General features: G+C 72.1%; 20 protein-coding genes. 5 read left to right on the plus strand and 15 right to left on the minus strand.

Going from position 1 to position 17873, the window contains the following annotated elements; all coding sequences use genetic code 11:
• The first annotated feature begins 267 nt into the window (after positions 1–267).
• Entirely contained in the window at positions 268–1140 is an 873-nt protein-coding gene (purU, locus tag AC07EQ_RS30170; protein WP_478391250.1) for a formyltetrahydrofolate deformylase, read from the plus strand.
• Between the two features lie 298 nt (positions 1141–1438).
• Here purU and AC07EQ_RS30175 read toward each other — a convergent pair whose 3' ends face one another.
• The 7 genes from AC07EQ_RS30175 to AC07EQ_RS30205 all read right to left on the minus strand — a co-directional run bounded on the left by AC07EQ_RS30175 (position 1439) and on the right by AC07EQ_RS30205 (position 4927).
• Positions 1439–1987, minus strand: coding sequence for a YbaK/EbsC family protein (locus tag AC07EQ_RS30175; protein ID WP_478391251.1), 549 nt, complete (start codon positions 1985–1987; stop codon positions 1439–1441).
• 42 nt (positions 1988–2029) lie between these two features.
• Positions 2030–2725 (minus strand): alpha/beta fold hydrolase, encoded by a 696-nt coding sequence (locus AC07EQ_RS30180; RefSeq protein WP_478391252.1) that lies wholly within the window; start codon positions 2723–2725, stop codon positions 2030–2032.
• A gap of 38 nt (positions 2726–2763) precedes the next feature.
• Complete coding sequence (locus tag AC07EQ_RS30185) at positions 2764–3048, minus strand: DUF2516 family protein (protein WP_132489869.1); 285 nt, start codon at positions 3046–3048, stop codon at positions 2764–2766.
• Positions 3049–3096: 48 nt separating this feature from the next.
• Complete coding sequence (locus tag AC07EQ_RS30190; RefSeq protein WP_478391253.1) at positions 3097–3735, minus strand: hypothetical protein; 639 nt, start codon at positions 3733–3735, stop codon at positions 3097–3099.
• A gap of 5 nt (positions 3736–3740) precedes the next feature.
• Positions 3741–4145, minus strand: a complete 405-nt coding sequence (locus tag AC07EQ_RS30195; protein ID WP_093269388.1) for a helix-turn-helix domain-containing protein — start codon at positions 4143–4145, stop codon at positions 3741–3743.
• A 150-nt stretch (positions 4146–4295) separates the two neighbouring features.
• A complete protein-coding gene (locus AC07EQ_RS30200) occupies positions 4296–4685 on the minus strand; it encodes a VOC family protein (protein WP_478391254.1) in 390 nt (129 codons plus the stop codon).
• A 17-nt stretch (positions 4686–4702) separates the two neighbouring features.
• On the minus strand, positions 4703–4927 hold the full coding sequence (locus AC07EQ_RS30205; RefSeq protein ID WP_478391255.1) for a hypothetical protein: 225 nt from the start codon (positions 4925–4927) through the stop codon (positions 4703–4705).
• A gap of 98 nt (positions 4928–5025) precedes the next feature.
• Between AC07EQ_RS30205 and AC07EQ_RS30210 the strand changes: the two genes are divergently transcribed.
• Complete coding sequence (locus AC07EQ_RS30210) at positions 5026–5568, plus strand: CGNR zinc finger domain-containing protein (RefSeq protein ID WP_478391256.1); 543 nt, start codon at positions 5026–5028, stop codon at positions 5566–5568.
• 278 nt (positions 5569–5846) lie between these two features.
• Here AC07EQ_RS30210 and AC07EQ_RS30215 read toward each other — a convergent pair whose 3' ends face one another.
• A complete protein-coding gene (locus AC07EQ_RS30215) occupies positions 5847–7055 on the minus strand; it encodes a DUF445 domain-containing protein (RefSeq protein WP_478391305.1) in 1209 nt (402 codons plus the stop codon).
• Positions 7056–7249: 194 nt separating this feature from the next.
• Here AC07EQ_RS30215 and AC07EQ_RS30220 point away from each other — a divergent pair, with 194 nt between their 5' ends.
• Complete coding sequence (locus AC07EQ_RS30220) at positions 7250–8419, plus strand: pyridoxal phosphate-dependent aminotransferase (protein ID WP_478391257.1); 1170 nt, start codon at positions 7250–7252, stop codon at positions 8417–8419.
• 15 nt (positions 8420–8434) lie between these two features.
• Here the strand turns inward: AC07EQ_RS30220 and AC07EQ_RS30225 are convergent, their stop codons facing one another.
• From AC07EQ_RS30225 to AC07EQ_RS30240, 4 genes are all read right to left on the minus strand, one after another.
• Positions 8435–11056, minus strand: coding sequence for a CHAT domain-containing protein (locus AC07EQ_RS30225; protein WP_478391258.1), 2622 nt, complete (start codon positions 11054–11056; stop codon positions 8435–8437).
• Positions 11053–11526: a hypothetical protein gene (locus tag AC07EQ_RS30230; protein WP_478391259.1), complete on the minus strand. Its 474-nt coding sequence runs from the start codon at positions 11524–11526 to the stop codon at positions 11053–11055. Before AC07EQ_RS30230 ends, AC07EQ_RS30225 begins: the two co-directional genes overlap by 4 nt.
• Positions 11523–12107 carry an RNA polymerase sigma factor gene (locus AC07EQ_RS30235; protein WP_478391306.1) on the minus strand — a complete coding sequence of 195 codons (585 nt, stop codon included), beginning with the start codon at positions 12105–12107 and terminating at the stop codon, positions 11523–11525. Before AC07EQ_RS30235 ends, AC07EQ_RS30230 begins: the two co-directional genes overlap by 4 nt.
• An 88-nt stretch (positions 12108–12195) precedes the next feature.
• On the minus strand, positions 12196–13320 hold the full coding sequence (locus AC07EQ_RS30240) for a S8 family peptidase (RefSeq protein ID WP_478391260.1): 1125 nt from the start codon (positions 13318–13320) through the stop codon (positions 12196–12198).
• Between the two features lie 267 nt (positions 13321–13587).
• Here AC07EQ_RS30240 and AC07EQ_RS30245 point away from each other — a divergent pair, with 267 nt between their 5' ends.
• A complete protein-coding gene (locus tag AC07EQ_RS30245; protein WP_478391261.1) occupies positions 13588–14310 on the plus strand; it encodes a hypothetical protein in 723 nt (240 codons plus the stop codon).
• Between the two features lie 257 nt (positions 14311–14567).
• Here the strand turns inward: AC07EQ_RS30245 and yczR are convergent, their stop codons facing one another.
• Positions 14568–16013: a MocR-like transcription factor YczR gene (gene yczR, locus AC07EQ_RS30250; protein WP_478391262.1), complete on the minus strand. Its 1446-nt coding sequence runs from the start codon at positions 16011–16013 to the stop codon at positions 14568–14570.
• A gap of 61 nt (positions 16014–16074) precedes the next feature.
• On the opposite strand from yczR, the gene yczE reads away from it, so the two are divergent.
• Positions 16075–16722, plus strand: a complete 648-nt coding sequence (yczE, locus tag AC07EQ_RS30255; protein ID WP_478391263.1) for a membrane protein YczE — start codon at positions 16075–16077, stop codon at positions 16720–16722.
• 210 nt (positions 16723–16932) lie between these two features.
• Here the strand turns inward: yczE and AC07EQ_RS30260 are convergent, their stop codons facing one another.
• Together AC07EQ_RS30260 and AC07EQ_RS30265 are read right to left on the minus strand one after the other, a co-directional pair.
• On the minus strand, positions 16933–17139 hold the full coding sequence (locus AC07EQ_RS30260; protein ID WP_478391264.1) for a hypothetical protein: 207 nt from the start codon (positions 17137–17139) through the stop codon (positions 16933–16935).
• 41 nt (positions 17140–17180) lie between these two features.
• Positions 17181–17813 carry a maleylpyruvate isomerase N-terminal domain-containing protein gene (locus AC07EQ_RS30265; protein WP_478391265.1) on the minus strand — a complete coding sequence of 211 codons (633 nt, stop codon included), beginning with the start codon at positions 17811–17813 and terminating at the stop codon, positions 17181–17183.
• Positions 17814–17873: the final 60 nt, after the last annotated feature.

The following is a 17873-nucleotide window of genomic DNA, read 5'->3' on the forward strand; positions in this document are numbered from 1 at the left end:
GTGTGTTTTTTGGGGGGGGAAAGCGGGTCTCCCCCCCCCTTGGGGGTGGTGGTTCCAAAAAAAAAACGCCGCGTCACACCACTCGGCCGCCAAGCGGCTTCACCATGTCCAAGACACCGGACCCATCCCGCATCCCCACGGCACCCCCTCCGGAACGGTCCAAGGCGCTCACGGCACCCGTCCAGGCGAAACGGCGACTCCTACTGGGCGTTCCATGGCTCGGCCTGTTGCCGGTACGACCATTGCTACCTGCGATAATCCCCGGCCGTGAGCCCTTCCGAACGTCGTTTCGTCATCAGCCTCGGGTGCCCGGACCGCACCGGGATCGTCGCCCGCATCGCGACCTTCATCGCCGAGCACGGCGGCTGGATCGTCGAGGCCGGCTACCACACCGACATCAACACCGGCTGGTTCTTCACCCGGCAGGAGGTCCGCGCGGACTCGCTGCCGTTCGGCATCGACGAGCTGCGCCACCGGTTCGCCGACGTCGCCGACGAGCTCGGCAGCCGCACCGAATGGCGGGTGACGGACACCGGCGAGCGGCGGCGCGTGGTGATCCTGGTGTCGAAGGAAGGCCACTGCCTGCACGACCTGCTCGGCCGCATCGGCTCCGGGGAGCTCGACGTCGACCTGCGCGCGGTGATCGGCAACCACCAGGACCTGGGCCCCATCACCGAGGCGCACGGCATCCCGTTCCACCACGTGCCGTTCGGCAAGGACCCGGACGCGAAGGCGGCGGCGTTCCGGGAGGTCCGGAAGCTGGTGGACGACCACGACCCGAACGCGATCGTGCTCGCCCGCTTCATGCAGGTGCTGCCGCCCGAGCTGTGCGAGGCGTGGGCCGGCCGGGCGCTGAACATCCACCACAGCTTCCTGCCGTCGTTCGCCGGCGCCCGCCCGTACCACCAGGCGTACGAGCGCGGCGTGAAGCTCATCGGCGCGACGTGCCACTACGTGACCGCGGAGCTCGACGCGGGACCGATCGTCGAGCAGGACGTGATCCGCGTGGACCACACCGACGACGTGACGGACATGGTCCGCAAGGGCCGCGACGCCGAGAAGCTCGTGCTGGCCCGGGGCCTGCGCGCGCACCTCGAAGACCGGGTCCTGGTCCACGGCCGCCGCACCGTCGTCTTCTGATCCGGTGGCCGGGCGCGCTGGAGGGGAGGCGCACGCCCGGCCACCAGGGTTGGACCGCTGCGGCCAGGATCAGCAGGTCGAAGAGGACGAAAGTGGCCAACTGAAGCCAGAACCTGAGAGGTTACTTCCGAAATCTGCTGTGGGATAAGAAAAATCAGACACGGTCGCGATCGGCGAGGATGCGCCGGCAACGCATGCATGACTCCTCACGCATCCAGTCCACTTCGGACCGCAGGGCAGGGGCTTCCAAGGGTCGTGAGTGGTAATTCCGGTAGGAGCCGGAATTACCACTCACGACTCAGCGGCCGAGGCCCTCCAGGACTTCTGCGCCCGGGAGCTGCGCCAGGAGCTCGCCCGGCGTGATGATCTTGCTTCGCCGGACGCCGCTGCCGACGACCACGGCCGGGGCCGCGGCAACCTCGGAGTCCACCAGGATCGGCCAGTCGGCGGGCAGCCCGAACGGCGTGATCCCGCCGTACTCCATGCCGGTGAGCCGCACCGCGTCGTCCATCGGCGCGAACGACGCCTTGCGCACGTCCAGCCGCCGCTTGACCACGCCGTTGACGTCGGCGCGGGTCGTGGCCAGCACCACGCACGCGGCGTAGCGCACCTCACCGGCGCGCTTGCCCGCGACCACCACGCAGTTCGCCGACAGCTCCAGCGGCGAGCCGTACTTCTCGCAGAACGCGGCGGTGTCCGCCAGATCCGGGTCGATCTCGGTCGCCCCGATCCGCTCGTCGTCGAGCTCCCGAACCGCGACCACGACCGGCTCGGCGAGCAGTTCGAGGCGCTCCAGCGCCGACGTGACGTCCAGCGTTCCAGCCGCCGCAGACCAATCAACACCCATGACCAGACAATACGAATCCCGCCTGAGCGGCCGGACGCGGGTTCAGCCGAGGAAGTCCACCAGCAGGCGGCGCAGCTCCCGGCGGTGCGTGAGCATCGGCGCCGGGGAGGGCAGGACCTCCAGCCTCGCGCGGGCGAAGGCCGCGGCCACCGCCTTGGCGACCTCGGCCGGGTGCAGCGGATCGTCGGTGGCGCCGACGACCAGCACGTCCGACCGGACACCGGCCAGCACGGCGGCGTCCGGCACCGGAACCTGCTCCGGCAGCTCGCGCAGCGCGTCTTCCAACCGCAGCAGCGCCTCGGCGCGGCGTTCGACGTAGTCGCCGACCTCCACGCCCTCGGGCAGGTCTGCGGCCACGGTCTCGCGCAACGTCTTGCCGCCGGCCGCGACCGCCGCCGCGAGCCGCTCGAAAGCCCAGGTCGCGGCCACCTCGCGCGGCCTGTCCAGGGCGGCGGGCAACAGCAGCGCGAGCCGCTCGAACCGGTCCGGGTGCTCCGCGGCGATGCGCGTCAACGCGCCGGCGCCGAGCGAGACGCCGACAGCGCGGGTCGCCTCGACCTCGTCCGCCACGGCGAGGACATCCGCCGCGATCGAGCCGTAGTTCCAGTAGTCCGGCGGCGCGTCGTCGGCGCTGCCGTGCCCCGGAAGCGCCACGACGACGCGGGTGCCCGGCAGCCCGGAGGCCGGGATGCGGGCTTCGCCTTCGGTCGCGCCCAAACCGTGCACGACCAGCGTCACCGGGGCTCCGCGGCCGTGCGCCGTCCAGCGAGCCCGCACTACCAGGACCGCCCCTGGACTTCCTTCACCTTGGGCCGGACGTCGACGATGTAGACCAGCGAGGCGATCAGCCCGGCGATCCAGATGATCGTGAACGGTCCTAGCGTGCTGAAGATCAGCACGAGCGCGGCGACGCCCGTGATACCCATCCAGGCCAGCTTGTTCAGCTTGTCCACGGCGGTGAAAGCGTCCGCGCGCTGCGACGCAGCGTGCACGAAAGCGAAAACCCCGACCGGGATGCCCGCAATCCAGATGATCGTCAGGATCCAAAGCGCCAGCTCCACATGCCCACCCTACGTGGTCGTCGGCGCAGTGGGCACCCTGCCGGACCGTCAGCTCTCGCTGGACTTGCTGGTCGAGGACTTCTTCGCGGCGGTCGACTTGGTCGGGGTCTTGCGCGTGGTGGTCCGTGCGGCCGTGGTCTTCGCGGCGGGCTTGGCGGCGGACGCCTCGGCCTCGGGCTCGGCGGCCTTCGGCTCCTCGGCGGCCGCTTCCTCGGTCTTGCCGAACGGGCGGCTGACCTTGCCGAGCACGTCGTCGGCCAGGTCGCGGACCTCGTCGACGGTGTCCTCGACCTTGCCCTGCGCGGTGCCCACCTGGTCCCAGACCTTCTTGACCTGCGGCTGGTCCTGCAGCCGGTGCAGCGTCTCCTCGCCGCGCTCGGCCAGGTAGTCGTAGAGGTTCTTCGCGGTCTGGCTGTAGGCGTCGACGCGCTTGCGCAGCTCGGCCGGATCGAACTTGTCGCGCAGCTCGCCGAAGTCGCCGGGAAGGTCCTGGCGCGCGGCCTCGGCGCGCTCGTTGAGCTGGGTGCGGACCTTGTTGACCGCTTCCAGGAGGGCCTGGGCTGCGAGGTCACCGGCGCCGAGCGCGGCGAGCAGCGGGGTGCGGGCCTGCTCGACGGCCTCGCCCAGGGCGTGCGCGGCCTGCTCGCGCACCTTGTTCACGTCGTCGGTCTTCGGGAAAGCCGGCATGGCGGTCACTCCTCGGGTTGCTCGGTGTCCCCGTCCGCCGCGGTGTCGTGCTCCCGCCGGAACGAGGCGTAGATGTCCAGAAGCACTTGTTTCTGCCGCTCGTTGAGCTCCGGGTCGGCGAGGATCGCGTCCACCACCGGCCCGCTCTCGCGGCGCTCCAAGATCCCGGCCTGCACGTAGAGCGCTTCGGCGGAGATCCGCAGTCCCTTGGCTATCTGCTGCAGGATCTCCGCGCTGGGCTTGCGCAGCCCGCGCTCCACCTGGCTCAGGTAGGGGTTCGACACGCCGGCGAGTTTCGCCAGCTGCCGCAACGAGATCTGGGCGTTGTTGCGTTGCGTCCGGATGTAGCTGCCGAGGTCGCTTACCGCCTGGTTGACGGCCTTGTTGACGGCTTTGTCCACGCGTTCCATCGGGCTAGCACCTTTCCGGTCACCAACCACGATACGCATGAGTGCTAACTCTTGCAAGCACTCTGCTTGCACTCGATCCGGGCATCCTCGCCGTCGTTGCCGGCGACAGCGGGGCCGAGGCGGCTTCCGGGAACGGGCCCGCTCCGGCGATCAGTCCTCACCGGCGCACATGCAGAACGGGTGGCCGGCCGGGTCGGCGTAGACGCGCCACTTCGCATCCGGGTGGTCGGGCGGTTGCGGCAGCAGTGTCGCGCCCGCCGCGATCGCCTGCTCGTGGCCCTCCGCGAGCGTCCGCACCCGGATGTCGAGGTGCATCATCTGCGGCACGTCCCGGCTCGGCCAGGTCGGCGGACGGTAGCCGGGGTCGCGCTGGAACGCCAGCCGCGCGCCGCCGGCCGGGTCCACGAGCTCGATCCAGCCCTCGCCGGCCTCGGAGTCGTCGATCTCCCCCCAGCCCAGCAACCGCCCGTAGAACTCGGCCAGCGCGCGCGGGTCCGGGCAGTCGATCGCGAAGGCGGCCAAGCGCAAGGTCGTCGTCATAGTCATCCCTCTCGTCGTCAGTTGAGGCAGCCACGCGGAGCCGGACCGGGATCCACCGCGGCGCCGGGCCTCAGCGCCGCCGTCGCCGAGGCCCACCAGTTGGCGAACCGGTCGAGCCACGCAGGACGGAGCAGGCCCCCTTCCTTCAGCGCCCGGTCGATCTCGGCACCGCGCACGGCACGCGCAGTCAGTTCGCGGCCGCTCTCGGAGTACCCGTACAGCTCGATCTGGATCTGATTCACCGCCACACTCCAACCTGTCAAACACGTTCACCGGTTACTAACCGGTGTAGTGATTATGTTGGTTACATGAGGTCGGCACAACCCCCTATTGGCTTACGATGGTGTTCGTGAACAGCAGAGCTGTCGCTCCGGAGGTGGATCGCCCGTCGGCGCCGGAGGGCGTCGAACTCGACTTCGACCACGACATAGAGCTGGTCCTGGCCTTCCTGAACACCTGCGACGCCGAGAAGGGCACCGAGATCATGGACGATCCCGGGCAGTGGCAGCAGTGGTGCATCGACCAAGGCCTCGGCAAGGCACCGGGCGTCGATGCGGCGCGGGAGATCCGGGACTCGATGCGCACCGCGGTGTCCTGCGGCGTCCGGCCGCAGGCGGGTTTCGAAACGGCCTGGCCGGTCCAGGTCCGATTGCACAACGGCGTTCCGACGCTGACCGGCGGCGATGCGATCGGGAGCGTGCTGGTGGCCGCGTCCAGACTCGTGCACACCGGGCGCTGGGACCGGATCAAGATCTGCCCGGCCGACGACTGCCTGTGGGCGTTCTACGACCGCTCCCGCAACCGCTCCCGCACCTGGTGCTCGATGCGCGTGTGCGGCAACCGCGAGAAGGCCCGCTCCTGGCGGGAACGTCACACCAGCTGAAGAGCTTGTTTCCGAACCTGCTCTGCGAGGCGGCGCGGGTGGCAGCCCCTCAGGCGTCTTCTCGCTGTGGGATCCCCGACATCATGGATGCCAATTCACCACGTCGGGGCTGTCCTCGCGAGATAGCTCGGAGTGCGGGGTGTCCCCGCAAGGCACTGTGGAGAAACCCGCGGCGGCGCAAGCTGCGAGGGTGAGCTAAGCGGCTGCGCCGCTTCAAAGACGACAAACCGCCCTACCGAATGTCACCACATCCCCAACAGCAACCGAAACTCCGGCGCTCAGAGGAACAGCTGGGAGAGGGTGTGGATCAGCAGGCCGGCGAGGGCGCCGACCACGGTGCCGTTGATGCGGATGAACTGCAGGTCCCGGCCGACCTGGAGCTCGATCTTGCGGGACGTCTCCTGCGCGTCCCAGCGCTCCACCGTCTCCGTGATCAGCGTGGTCAGCTCGTCGCGGTAGTTGGACACCACGTAGGCCACGGCGCCCTCCACCCAACCGTCCACCTTGGACTGCAACTCCGGCTCCTCGACCAGCCGGCGGCCGAGCGAACGCAGCCCTTCGCGCACCCGCACCCGCAGCTCGCTCGACGGGTCCTCGGCCGCGTCGAGCAGCATCTTCTTGGCGGTGCCCCACGCCGAGGAGACGAGGTTCTGCACCTCCGGGTGCTCCAGCACCTGCTGCTGGATCTGCTCGGCCTTGGCCATCGTCTTCGGGTCGTTCTGCAGGTCGTCGGCGAACTCCACCAGGAAGCGGTCGACGGCCTTGCGCATCGGGTGCTCCGGGTCGGTCTTGACCGCCCACGCGAACGACAGCACCTCGGCGTAGATCTTGTCGGCCACGATGGCGTCGAAGAACTTCGGCGACCACGACGGCGCGCGCTGGCTGACCACGCGCAGCACGGTCTCGTGGTTGTCCCGCACCCAGTCGTAGGCCCGGTCGCAGATCAGGTCGACGAGCTTGTGGTGCGAGCCGTCGGCGAAGACCTGGCCGAGGATCCGGCCCAGCGGCGGCCCCCAGGGCTGGGCGAGCACCTTGCGCACGACCGCCTGCTCCAGCACGGCCTGCACGTCCTCGTCCCGCAGCACCTGCACGGCGCCGCGCACCGCCGTGGCCAGCTCCGAGGTGACCCGCTCGGCGTGGTCGGCGTCGTCGAGCCAGCCGCCGAGGCGGCGGCCGATCTCCGCGCGGCGCAGCTTGTCCCGCACCACCTGCTCGGCCAGGAAGTTCGAGCCGACGAAGTCGCCGAGGCTGCGGCCGATCATGTCCTTGCGGGTCGGGATGATCGCGGTGTGCGGGATCGGCAGGCCCAGCGGCCGCCGGAACAGCGCGGTGACCGCGAACCAGTCCGCCAGCGCACCGACCATGCCGGCCTCGGCCGCGGCCCGCACGTACCCCACCCAGGCGTCGGCGCCGGCGTTCTCCTGCCAGCGGGCGATCACGTAGATCAGGGTCGCGACCAGCAGGAATCCGCCGGCCACCGCCTTCATCCGCCGGAGGCCACGGCGCTTGTCACTGTCGGTTTCCGCTGTCGGCTGCACATACCGATTGTGGCAGCGCTTGAAGAACGCCGACGCGGCACGGCGATCCGGCAGCGGCCGCAGGCCCCCAGCACCGCTGCTCGCGGACCACAGCGCGAGACGACCGAGCGTCGCACCGGCAGTTTCGACTACCCTGCGGAAACGTGCGTACTCCTGCCCTCACCAGCCGGTTGCGGCCCTTCACGTCCACGATCTTCGCCGAGATCACCGAGCTCGCCCGGCGGACGGGCGCGGTCAACCTCGGGCAGGGCTTCCCGGACACCGACGGCCCTGCGGGCATGCTGCGCGTCGCGCAGGAAGCCATCGCCAACGGCGTCAACCAGTACCCGCCAGGCGCCGGCGAGCCGGACCTGCGGGCCGCGATCTCCGAGCACCGCCAGGCGCGCTACGGCATCGAGCACCGCCCCGAGGACGAGGTGCTGGTCACAGTCGGCGCGACCGAGGCGCTGACGGCCGCGATGCTCGCCCTGGTCGAGCCCGGCGACGAGGTGGTGCTCGTCGAGCCGTACTACGACTCCTACCCGGTCGCCATCGCGATGGCCGGCGGGGTGCGCCGGACCGTCGCGCTGCGGCAGGGCCCCGACCACCGCTTCGAGCTCGACGTCGAGGCGCTGCGCGCCGCCGTCGGGCCGCAGACTCGCGCCCTGGTGCTGAACTCGCCGCACAACCCGACCGGCACCGTGTTCACCGACGCCGAGCTGGCCGTGATCGCCGAGGTCTGCCGCGACAACGACGTGATCGCCATCACCGACGAGGTCTACGAACACCTGATCTTCGACGGCCGCAAGCACCGCCCGCTGGCCACCCTGCCCGGGATGGCCGAGCGGACGCTGTCGATCTCCAGCGTGGGCAAGAGCTTCAGCGCCACCGGCTGGAAGATCGGCTGGATCTGCGGTCCGGCCGAGCTCGTCGCCGCCGTGCGGGCGGCCAAGCAGTTCATGACCTTCGTCGGCGGCGCGCCGTTCCAGCCCGCCGTCGCGCACGCCCTGCGCAACGAGCTCGCCTGGGTCGATCGGTTGCGCGACGACCTCCAGCGCAAGCGGGACCGGCTCGCCGGCGGGCTGACCGAGGCGGGCTTCGACGTGCTCGCCAGCGAGGGCACCTACTTCATCTGCGCCGACGTCCGGCCGCTGGGCTTCGCGGACGGCGCCGAGCTGTGCCGCTCGCTGCCGGAGCGGATCGGGCTCGCCGCGATCCCGGTGCAGGTCTTCTGCGACCACCCGGAGAACTCCAAGCACCTGGTGCGGTTCGCCTTCTGCAAGCGCGACGAGGTCCTGGAAGAAGCGATCCGGCGCCTCCACAAGCTCCGCTGACGCGGCACGTTCCGGTCATCGACCACCTCCGTACCCGAGGCAGACGAACCCGGTTTCGCCGTGCTCCGCTTGGGCTTCCGCCAGCGCCGCAGCGGCGGGGCGGCCCGCGCGGAGCGCGCGGTGCAGCGACGTCATCACGCCTGCCGTGCGCTCGTCCGGGACCGGCACGACGCTGGCGATCACCGTCGCGGTGCCGCGCCCGAGGAGCGTGGTCGCAAGGCCGCTGAGCTGGTCGCCCCGGCTGACCACCGACCGGCCCACGTCGCAGGCCGACAGCACCACCGTGGTGGGGCCGCGGTGCAGCCGGTCCAGGTCGTAGGCGTACAGCGGCCCGTCGGCGAGATCCACGCACGACAGCAGCGGTTGGTCGTCCCGGAACCGGCCGTGTGCGGCGATGTGCACGATCGCCGCCCCGTCCACAGTGGATAGGGCCCGCTCCGAGATCGCCTCGGCGCCCACCAGCAGCCGCCCGCCCGCGACCGCGTGCAGGCCCTCGACCTCCCGCTCCGCGTGCTCCAGGCCGGGGCCTGCGATCCACACCGGCGCACCGGCCCGATCCGCGCTCCGCGAGTCCGATGCGCCGCGCAACCAGCACCGCAACGACGGGCTCACGGTCACGCTGCGCCCGCGGCACGCCGGTAGCGCCGCCCACGGCAGCACGTGCAGGCGCCCGGTCGGGATCACGACGAGCGGCCGGCCTCGTTCGAGCGCGGGCAGCACCGGTGCGAGCAGCTGCGCCTGCAGCTCCTCCGCCTCGCGGCGCGCGCTCATCTCGAAGACCGGCGCCGCGCTCGGCGCGGTGCCCACCGCCTGCCGCGCGAGCAAGTGCCGGAGACGGGCCGCGTGGCCTTCCGCGTTCGCCTCCGGACCGAGCACGTGCAGCCCGACATCCCCATCCACAATGGACACCGCGAACAGCCGATCGTCGTGGGAGAAGAGGCTGAGCAGCACGGAATCGCCGAGCTCCGCGATGACGTCGTCGATGCCGCCGGGCGCTTGGAGGCCGCTGGTGCGGCCGCGCACCAGCATCGCGCGGTGGCGCACCTGCTCCTCCAGCTCCGCGATGGTGGCCAGCGCTCGCTTCGGGTCGCGGCTGCCCTGCGCCGCCAGCACCGCGGCGCGCAGCCGCACCAGCGCGGAGTTCAGCCTCGAATCCGTCGGCGGCCGCAGCACCCGGCGGTGCAGCGCGCTGCACCGCGACCGCTCGGTCCAGCGCAGGACCAGCCGCGGATCGCCGGTGCGGAGCGCGGCGCCGACCGCGATGTCGCCCAGTTCGCCCGCCAGACCGAGCGCGTGCACCCGCAGCTCGAACGCCGCCATCCCGGCCGCCTGGCCGTCAACGGCCTGCAACCCGCCCCGGCACGCCGCGAACACCCGGTCCACATCGCCGTCCTGGTCGGCCAGCAGCGCTTCGGCCAGCCACCCCAGCGCCCGATGTTGCGGAGGCCCCGAAAGCTCGTCGCGCAGCGGGACGCACAGCGCGAAGAGCTTGCGGGACAACGCGTGCATCCCAGCGCGGGCAGCACTCCGACCGGCGATGAGCCGCAACTCGGCCGCAGGCCCGATCCACCCGGCCTCCTCGCACGCGGCGGCGGCTCGCCGCGCGGCCCCGAACGCGTAGCGGGAGCGCTGGCCGCCGCGCAGCTTCGCCTGCCATGCGATGGCCGTCGCCAACGCCGCCCACGCCGGGCGCCGCTGCGCGCGGAACAACTGCCGTGCGCTGCTCGCGGCCTCGGCGGCGGCGGCCGCATCGCCGTCCCGCAGCGCGCAGCCGGCCAGCGCCAGCCGGGTTTCGGCGAGCCGACCGGCCCGGCCGCAGGCGGCCAACCGGTCGGCCGCGTGCTCCATCGCCGCCCGGGCCTCGCCGCGCAACCCGGCCGCCGCCAACGCCTCCGCCCGGTCCACCAGCGCCTCCGGGTTCGACTCGACGTCCAGCCCGGCGGCCACCGCCTCCTCGAACAGCCGCAGCGCACGCGGCAGATCACCGGCCCGGAACGCGACGCAACCGCGGTTGTGCAGGCAGCCCGCCGCCCGTGCGGTCCTGCCGTCCGAGGCGAAAACCCGTTCCGCGGCGGCAAGATCCGCCTCCGCGGCGGCCAACCTGTTGGTGTACAGGTTCGCCAGGCCACGCCCCAGCAGCGCGTTCGCCCGCCAGCGCCGATCGTCGCCCACCGACAGGCTCCGCAAGGCCCGGCTCAGCTCGGCAATCGCCTCGTGGTGCTGGTCGCTCTGGCAGTGCAGGAGGCCACGCAGGCAAGCGGCCCGGGTCTGGTCCGCAGCGGGTAGCGACGGCTCCGCCGCCACCAGCTGCGCCCAGCTCGCGCTCGTCGCGCCGCGCTCCATCTCGATCCACGCGAGCGTGAGCCGCAGCTGCGCGGCCCGCTCCGGCTGCCCGGTCCGGTTGGCCGCGGCCAACCCGAGGCGCGCATGCCGCTGCGCCTGCCGCACCTTCCCGCGCTCGACCGCCGCGAGCGCCGCGATGTGCCGGGCGAGCACTCTCAACTCCGCGTCGCCGGTGCCCGACAGCAGCTCCTCGGCCTTGCGCATGGCCGGCTCCGGTGCCGCGCCGGCGTTGTCCCGCCACCACAGCGCCGCGGTGATCTCGGCCGGCGGTGCCACCGCCGTCCCGGCGCTCAACAGACCAGCCAATCGGCGACGGCGGGCGCCGACCGGAGCGGCCGGAACACCACGCTGATCGGGCCGCGGGGCACGTCGGCCACCCGGAACGCGCCGTGCTCGTCCAGGTGGCCCGCGCATTCCCCGGCCGGATGGCGGAGCACGACCTCGCCCGCCGGCGGGGCGTGCCCCGCCCGGTTCAGCACCATCCCGGACGCCCGGTACTGGCCGGCCACGGTCGGGACCAGGTCGATCTCCAGCACCCGGCCGGGCATCGCGAAGGTCAGCACCCGTGGCTCCGGCCGCCCGGACCGGACCCTCGCCGGCGACTCCGCCGAGTCGCCGACGAGCTCCAGCGCCGTCTGGTCCGGGTGCGGCGAGCGCCGCGCCATGGCCGAGTACGCGCCCGCCAGGGCGTGCTCCGGAACCGGGTCGCAGGACTGGAACATGTCGCGCAACCGCCACAGCTCCGACGGCATCCACCGGCTCATCCCGCCACCTCTTCCGGGACGTCGGCGGCCAGCATGAGCCGCCGCAGCTCCGCCAGGCAGCGGCTCTTCTTCGGCCCGATCGTTCCCCTCGGCATCCCCAGGGCCTGACTGACCTGGGAATAGGTCGTCTCCGGCGCGACCGCCAGCACCCGCAGCAACTGCTGGCAGCGCTGCGGCAGCTGGGCGAACGACTGCGCCAGCCGCGAACTCGTCATAGCCCGCAGCACCTTGTGCTCCGGGTCCTCCGCGTGGTCCGGCGGCCCGAGATCGCCGGAATCCAGCCCGACCGGCGATTCCCGCCGCCGCGCCCGGCGCAACCGCATCGACTCCCGCCGCGCGGTGGTCACCAGCCACCCGGACAGCGACTCCGGTTCGCGCAGCCGCCCCAGGTTCTCCGCCAGCAGCAACCAGGTGGCCTGGTAGATGTCCTCGGCGTCCGCGTTGTTCGTCGTGAACGCCCGCGACACGCCCCAGAGCACCGGCGCGTTGCGATCCACCAGTTCCTGCCACGCCTGCTGATCACCGGATGCCGCGCGGCGCAACAGCACCGCCGACGTCCGGGCCTCCCCGACCTCGTGCACGACCAAGCACCTCTCCCCGTTCGGCGATCTTCTTTCCTCCCGCGTAATAAGAGGAAGCAGAGGTGCTCGTAGATTCACTTCGCGCCGATTACCGCTCGAACGGGTAATGCCGACGAGCAAGATCGCGTGCCTCGTTCGGATTCAGGCCGTCCCGCAACGCGTTCGCAGCGGCGGCGGCGACCTGCGGCGCGGCGAACGACGTCCCGCTCCAGCGCGCGTAGCCGAATCGGCGATCGCCGCCGGGATCCATCCGCACGAAGCTGCTCGCCACATCCACCCCGGGCGCGGCGGCATCGACCCACGGCCCGGAGTTGGAGAACTCGGTGACCGCGCCGTCGGCCCCGGTCGCCGCCACCGCGACCACCGAGGGCAGCGCTGCGGGCCAGAACGGCCTGGTCTGCCCGTGATTCCCAGCGGCGGCGACAACGACGGTGCCCAGCCAGTTGCGCAACTCCGCGCGCAGGATCGGCGGGCACTCGTCGTCCGCGGTGTGGCAGCCGGCGGTCAGCACGACGACACCGATGCGTTCGCCGCGCGCCTCGGCCGATCGTCGCAACGCACGAAGCCCGGTCGCGACGGTGCAGTCATCGGTGAACCCGAGCGACGAAAGCACCCGGCGCGCACGGATCACCGCGCCCGGCGCGTGTTGCAGCACCACGCCGCTGACGAACGTGCCGTGGCCCGCCTGGCGGTCCTGGCCCGCGTCGCCGTCGGCGTCCAGCACCTCCGGCACTGCCTCGAACCACGGCCGGTCCTGGAACCACGGGTGCGGGTCGAACCCGGTGTCCAGCACCCCGACCACGACCGGCGGATCCCACTGCCGCGACGGCGGTTCCGGAAGTGCCGGGCCCGCCTTCGCATCCGCCCCGGTCCCCCACATCACCGGCATCCCGTACATGATCGAGCAGCCGAAGTGCACGTGGTTGGCGGCGACACCCGCCTCCCGGGCGAGATCGACGCACCGGTCCCGCTCCGCGCCCCGCAGCCGAACCCTGGCCAGCAGCAGATCGTCGTCGTGCTGCACGTCGTCGACCCAACGGCGGTACCGGTCGAGGACCGGATCCAAGTCGCTCGCCGGCGCGATGAGCTCGCCCCGCCGCACCAGGCATTCGCCGCTGCCGCCGGGATCGTGCAGCAGCAGATCGTGCCCGTGGGAAGCCCAGAACTCCTCAAGTTCGCCGATGCTCAGCCGGATTTCGCGCTCTTGATCCACAGCGGACACTGTGCCGGGCACCCGATCTGTCCACTGCGGACACGCCGCCGGCCGCCCCCGACCTCACCCGTACGACGACGCCGGAGATCTTTCCTGGCCGCCCGATTCCGTGGAGAATGCGAGTGCGACCGCCGCACCCGTCGCGGTCGGTGCCCCGAAACCGCCACCTCAGGTGGTTGAATGCTCATACCGCGCCGATCACCCCGGCGCACCCGACGCCAGCGCCGCGCCCGGCCGCGCGGACCCGACCGACAGGCGGTGGTGACCGTGACGGGAGCCTGCGCGCAGCGCAGTCCCTGGTCGCGGCTCCGCGCGCTCGCGACGCGGGCGGTGTTCACCGGCGGCCTGGGCATCGGCGGGTGGCTCGGCATCACCGGCGCCGCCGATGCCGTCGAGCTCGAACCTCCCCGGATCGAGGTGGAGCGCGTCGTCGTCGACCTGGTGGCGAAGCCCGACACCGAGCTCGATCCGGTGGCACGGCCCGTGGTCGAGCGGCCGGAACCGGCAGCGCCCGCGATCGAACCACCTCGAATCGACCGCCCGGTCACGCCGATCGGCGAAGCCGACCAGCCCACCGCCATCGCCGACGACACCGACGATGTCCCGCCGGCTCCGGCGACGTTCGCGCCACCACCGCACCAGCGCGCCGCCGCGCCGGCCACCGACGACCGGGCGGCCCTGCTGCCGAAGCGGTCGCCGGTACCCACCACGGCCGCCCGGACCCTCCCGGAACCCCGGGCCCCGGACGCGGCCGCCCCGTCCCACATCACGCCACCGACCAGCCCAGCGCCGGAACCACCGGCGCCCCCGGCACCGGCCACGTCGCTGTCCGCAGGAACGACCTCCTGGGGCGGCGGGCTGCGAGGTCAGCCGGCGATCCTGCCGACCGGCCCCGACCAGGCCGGATCGGCGTGCGCCTGCGTCGTCAACCCGGAAGACCGGCCGGCGACCGGCGTCCCGTCATTCGAACCATCGACGTCGCCCGACTGACGCTGCACCGAGCCGCTCCGGCGGCAATCCTGGGGAACGTTCGCACCCACCAGCTCCGAGCCGGCCGTCTGCGCCCGGCCGGATCGGAATCGGGGCGCCCCGGCCTATCCCCCGGCGAAGTCGGTGACCTGCCGGAAAGCCGAGGACTGGGCCCCCGGAGCCCCGGTGCCGCAATGCCCCTGCGGCACCGGGGCGGCGCCCGCGGTCGAACCGCCCGTCGGCACGACGAGGGGCCGTGCCGACGGGCGGTCGGCTGTTCAGGCGAGCGGCGCCGTCAAGGCGGTCGGGCCGGGCCCGTCCGGCATCGACGACGCCGCCGCCGCGAGACGGCGGACCGCCTCTTCCAGCTGATCGACCGGCAACGTGTACGGGACGCGCATCCAGCGCTCCAGCGAACCGTGCACCGAGAAGCGCACCCCCGGCGCCACCCGCACGCCGTGCTGCTCCGCAGCCACCGAGAGCCTGCTGCTGACCGGTGCGCCGATGTCGCACCACAGCGAAAGGCCACCGTCCGGGACGCGGAAGCGCCAATGCGGCAGGTGTTCGCCCAGGGCAGCGATGAGGTGGTCGCGGCGCTCGATGGACTCGGCGCGCCGACGCTCCAGCAGCCGGTCGGCGTCCCGCAGCAGCTCCGCCAGCACCAGCTGTTCGAGGACCGGGCTGCCGAGGTCCACCGCGGCGCGGCCGACCACCGCGCGCTGCACGAAGTCTTCGGACGCGCGGATCCAGCCGAGCCGGAGCCCGCCCCAGAACGACTTGCTCACCGACCCGACCAGCAGCGCCCGATCGGTGAACGAGGCCATCGGCAGCGGCGCATCGCCACCGGTCAGGTCGATCTCGGCGAGCGTCTCGTCGATGACCGCGGTGGTGCAGGTGCGCGCCAGCTCCCGGGCGAGCCGCTCCCGGCCGGCCGCATCCAGCCGGATTCCGGTCGGGTTGTGGAAGTCCGGGATCAGGTACGCCAACCGCGGCGAGGTCTGCCGCAGGCTCGCTGCCAGCAGCTCCAGGTCCCAGCCGTCCGCGACCATTGGCACCGCCACCGGGGCGGCGTTGAGCCCGCGGATCGCCTCCAGCGCGTTCGGGTACGTCGGGTGCTCGACGAGCACCCGCTCGCCCGGCGACACCAGCATCCGGAGCAGGAGGGCGAAACCGTGCTGAGCGCCGCTGGTGACGAGGATCTGGTCCGGGTTGGTCGGCAGCCCCCGCTTCGCGTAGCGCTCGGCGATCTGTTCGCGCAGCTCCGGCAGCCCTTGCGGCTGGTAGCCGTGGCTGGACAGCTGCTCGGCGAACCGCAGTCGCGCCTGATCCACCGCGGCGCACAGCTCCGGCGGCGCGCTCGGCGTGGCCTGCGCGAGGTTCAGCACCTCGCCGTCCGCGGCCGGGAACCACCCGCCGTGGGATTCGTTGTCGCGCTCCCGGTCCGGCAGCTTCACCCACGACCCGGCCCCGCGCCGGCTCGCCGCGAAACCTTCTTCGCGCAGCCGGTCCAGGGTGCGCGCGACCAGCGTCCGGCTGACCCCGAGGGCGTCGGCGAGCTCGCGTTCCGCCGGCAGCCTGGTGCCCGGCGGCAGTCTCCCGTCCAGCGCCAGCTGCCGCAGCGCCGCGGCCAACACCTGGGAGGACGGGCGCGCCGTGCCGTGCCAGGAACCGAGCAACTCGACGAGCTTGTGGCCGTGGATGTGCGCGGACGGGGTGAACGACATGTGACCAATATAGTTCAATTGGCTATCGACTTTAAGTCCAATCGCAGGCTAGAAAGTCCACATGGCGTCGACATCAGCTCTAGTGGACCTCTCACCGCTCCCGATCCGCACCCGGCCGCTGCTCCGGTTCGGACAGCTCTTCGGCGGCCTGGTGCTCTACGGCGCCAGCATGGGGTTCATGGTCCGGGCCCAGCTGGGCCTCGACCCGTGGGACGTCCTGCACGAGGGCCTGTCCCAGCGGCTCGGCTGGAGCTTCGGGGCGGTCACCGCGCTGACCGGCGTGGCTGTGCTGCTCGCCTGGCTGCCGCTGCGGCAGCGACCCGGCATCGGCACGGTCGCCAACGTGGTGGTCATCGCGTTCGCGGTGGACATCACACTCGCCGTGACACCACCGGTCGACGCGCTACCGGGGCAAATCTCGCTGATGGTCGCCGCCATCGTGCTCAACGGAATCGCGACGGCGGTGTACGTCGGCGCGCGGCTCGGCCCGGGCCCGCGGGACGGCCTGATGACCGGCCTGCACGCTCGTACCGGCTGGTCGGTGCGCGTCGTCCGCACCGCCATCGAGCTCAGCGTCCTCGCCGCCGGATGGCTGCTGGGCGGCACCGTCGGCGTCGGCACCGTGCTCTACGCGTTGGCCATCGGGCCGCTGACCCAGTTCTTCCTCCGGTTCGCGGCGGTCCGGGAGAAAAAAGATCTCTGCCCCTAGAGACATCTCGGATACCACGAAGTAGCATGGACGCCGTCCACCTGACCCCCAGGGGTGGACCTTGACGCCCCCGCACTCCCGGTAACCCCCAGGCCGGTTGAGCGCGGGGGCGTCCCTACTTCTCCGGACCATCAGGGCTGGTCCGGACGTGGTTCTGCGGGGCCGCAGCCCCGCCACCGCCACGCGGAACGAGCCGGGAAGCAGGCCCTGTCAGGCCGGCGGGTGGAGACCGGAGAGGTGGCCCTTGCCGCCGCACTGCGGGCAGGTCCGCCATTCCGCCATGGTCATGCCGGTCTGCATGTCCTCGGTGGCCTGCACGACGTAGATCCGCGGCTCGCTGAGCTTGCGGAGTCCGCCGCAGGTGAAGCACAGCGCGTTGGGGCCGCCCGCCAGGTCTGGCTCCTCGTTGTCCGCCATGCGCCGATCCTTCCACGCCCCGGAGCCCGGCCGATCCGCGGTCAGATCGCGGCGATCGTGGCAGGTGCGCGCTCCGCCCGGCTCAGCGCCCGCAGCACGGCCGTCTGCCCGTGCCGCCGCACCGCGAGCTGCGAGAGCAGCGCGAGCACGTGATCGTAGGCCTCCGGCGGCAGCTCCGGCGTGGCGATGCCCACGCTCGACGCCAGGTCGTCGGAGTGCACCGCGATCTCCATCATCCGGGTGATCAGGAAGTCGTCGATGCCCAGCACCCGCCGGGAGAACGCCACCGCCCGGTCCGCCGGCGTGGCGGGCAGGGCCGAACGAAGATCCCGAACGGCCGAGTCGACCTCGGCGACCAGCGCCGCGGCCCCCTCGGTCGCGAAGTCCTCGCCCATCTCCCGGAGCCGGACGTTGACCTCCGCGTTGACGTCGGCGCCGATCCACTCGCTCTGCGCGTAGTAGCCGAGGAGCGGCACGGGTCCTTCTTCCGGTTCGGCGGCGGCGAGCACCCGGGGAACGAAGAGGACCTGCGACGCCAGGTGCCCGGCCAGCCCGCGGACGCTGAACTCCGCCAGGGCGCTGGGCCGGTCCCACGCGGCCGCGACCGCCGGATCGCCCAGCATCGCTGCGGCCGATTCGGCTGCCTGCAGATAAGCCTCTCGGATCGCGCTCATCCCCATCCCTTCCCGATGCCGACGCCGTTGATCAAGCTAGCGGCCGGGTACGACAACGGG

The sequence above is a fragment of the Saccharopolyspora sp. NPDC045839 genome, assembly GCF_056431645.1.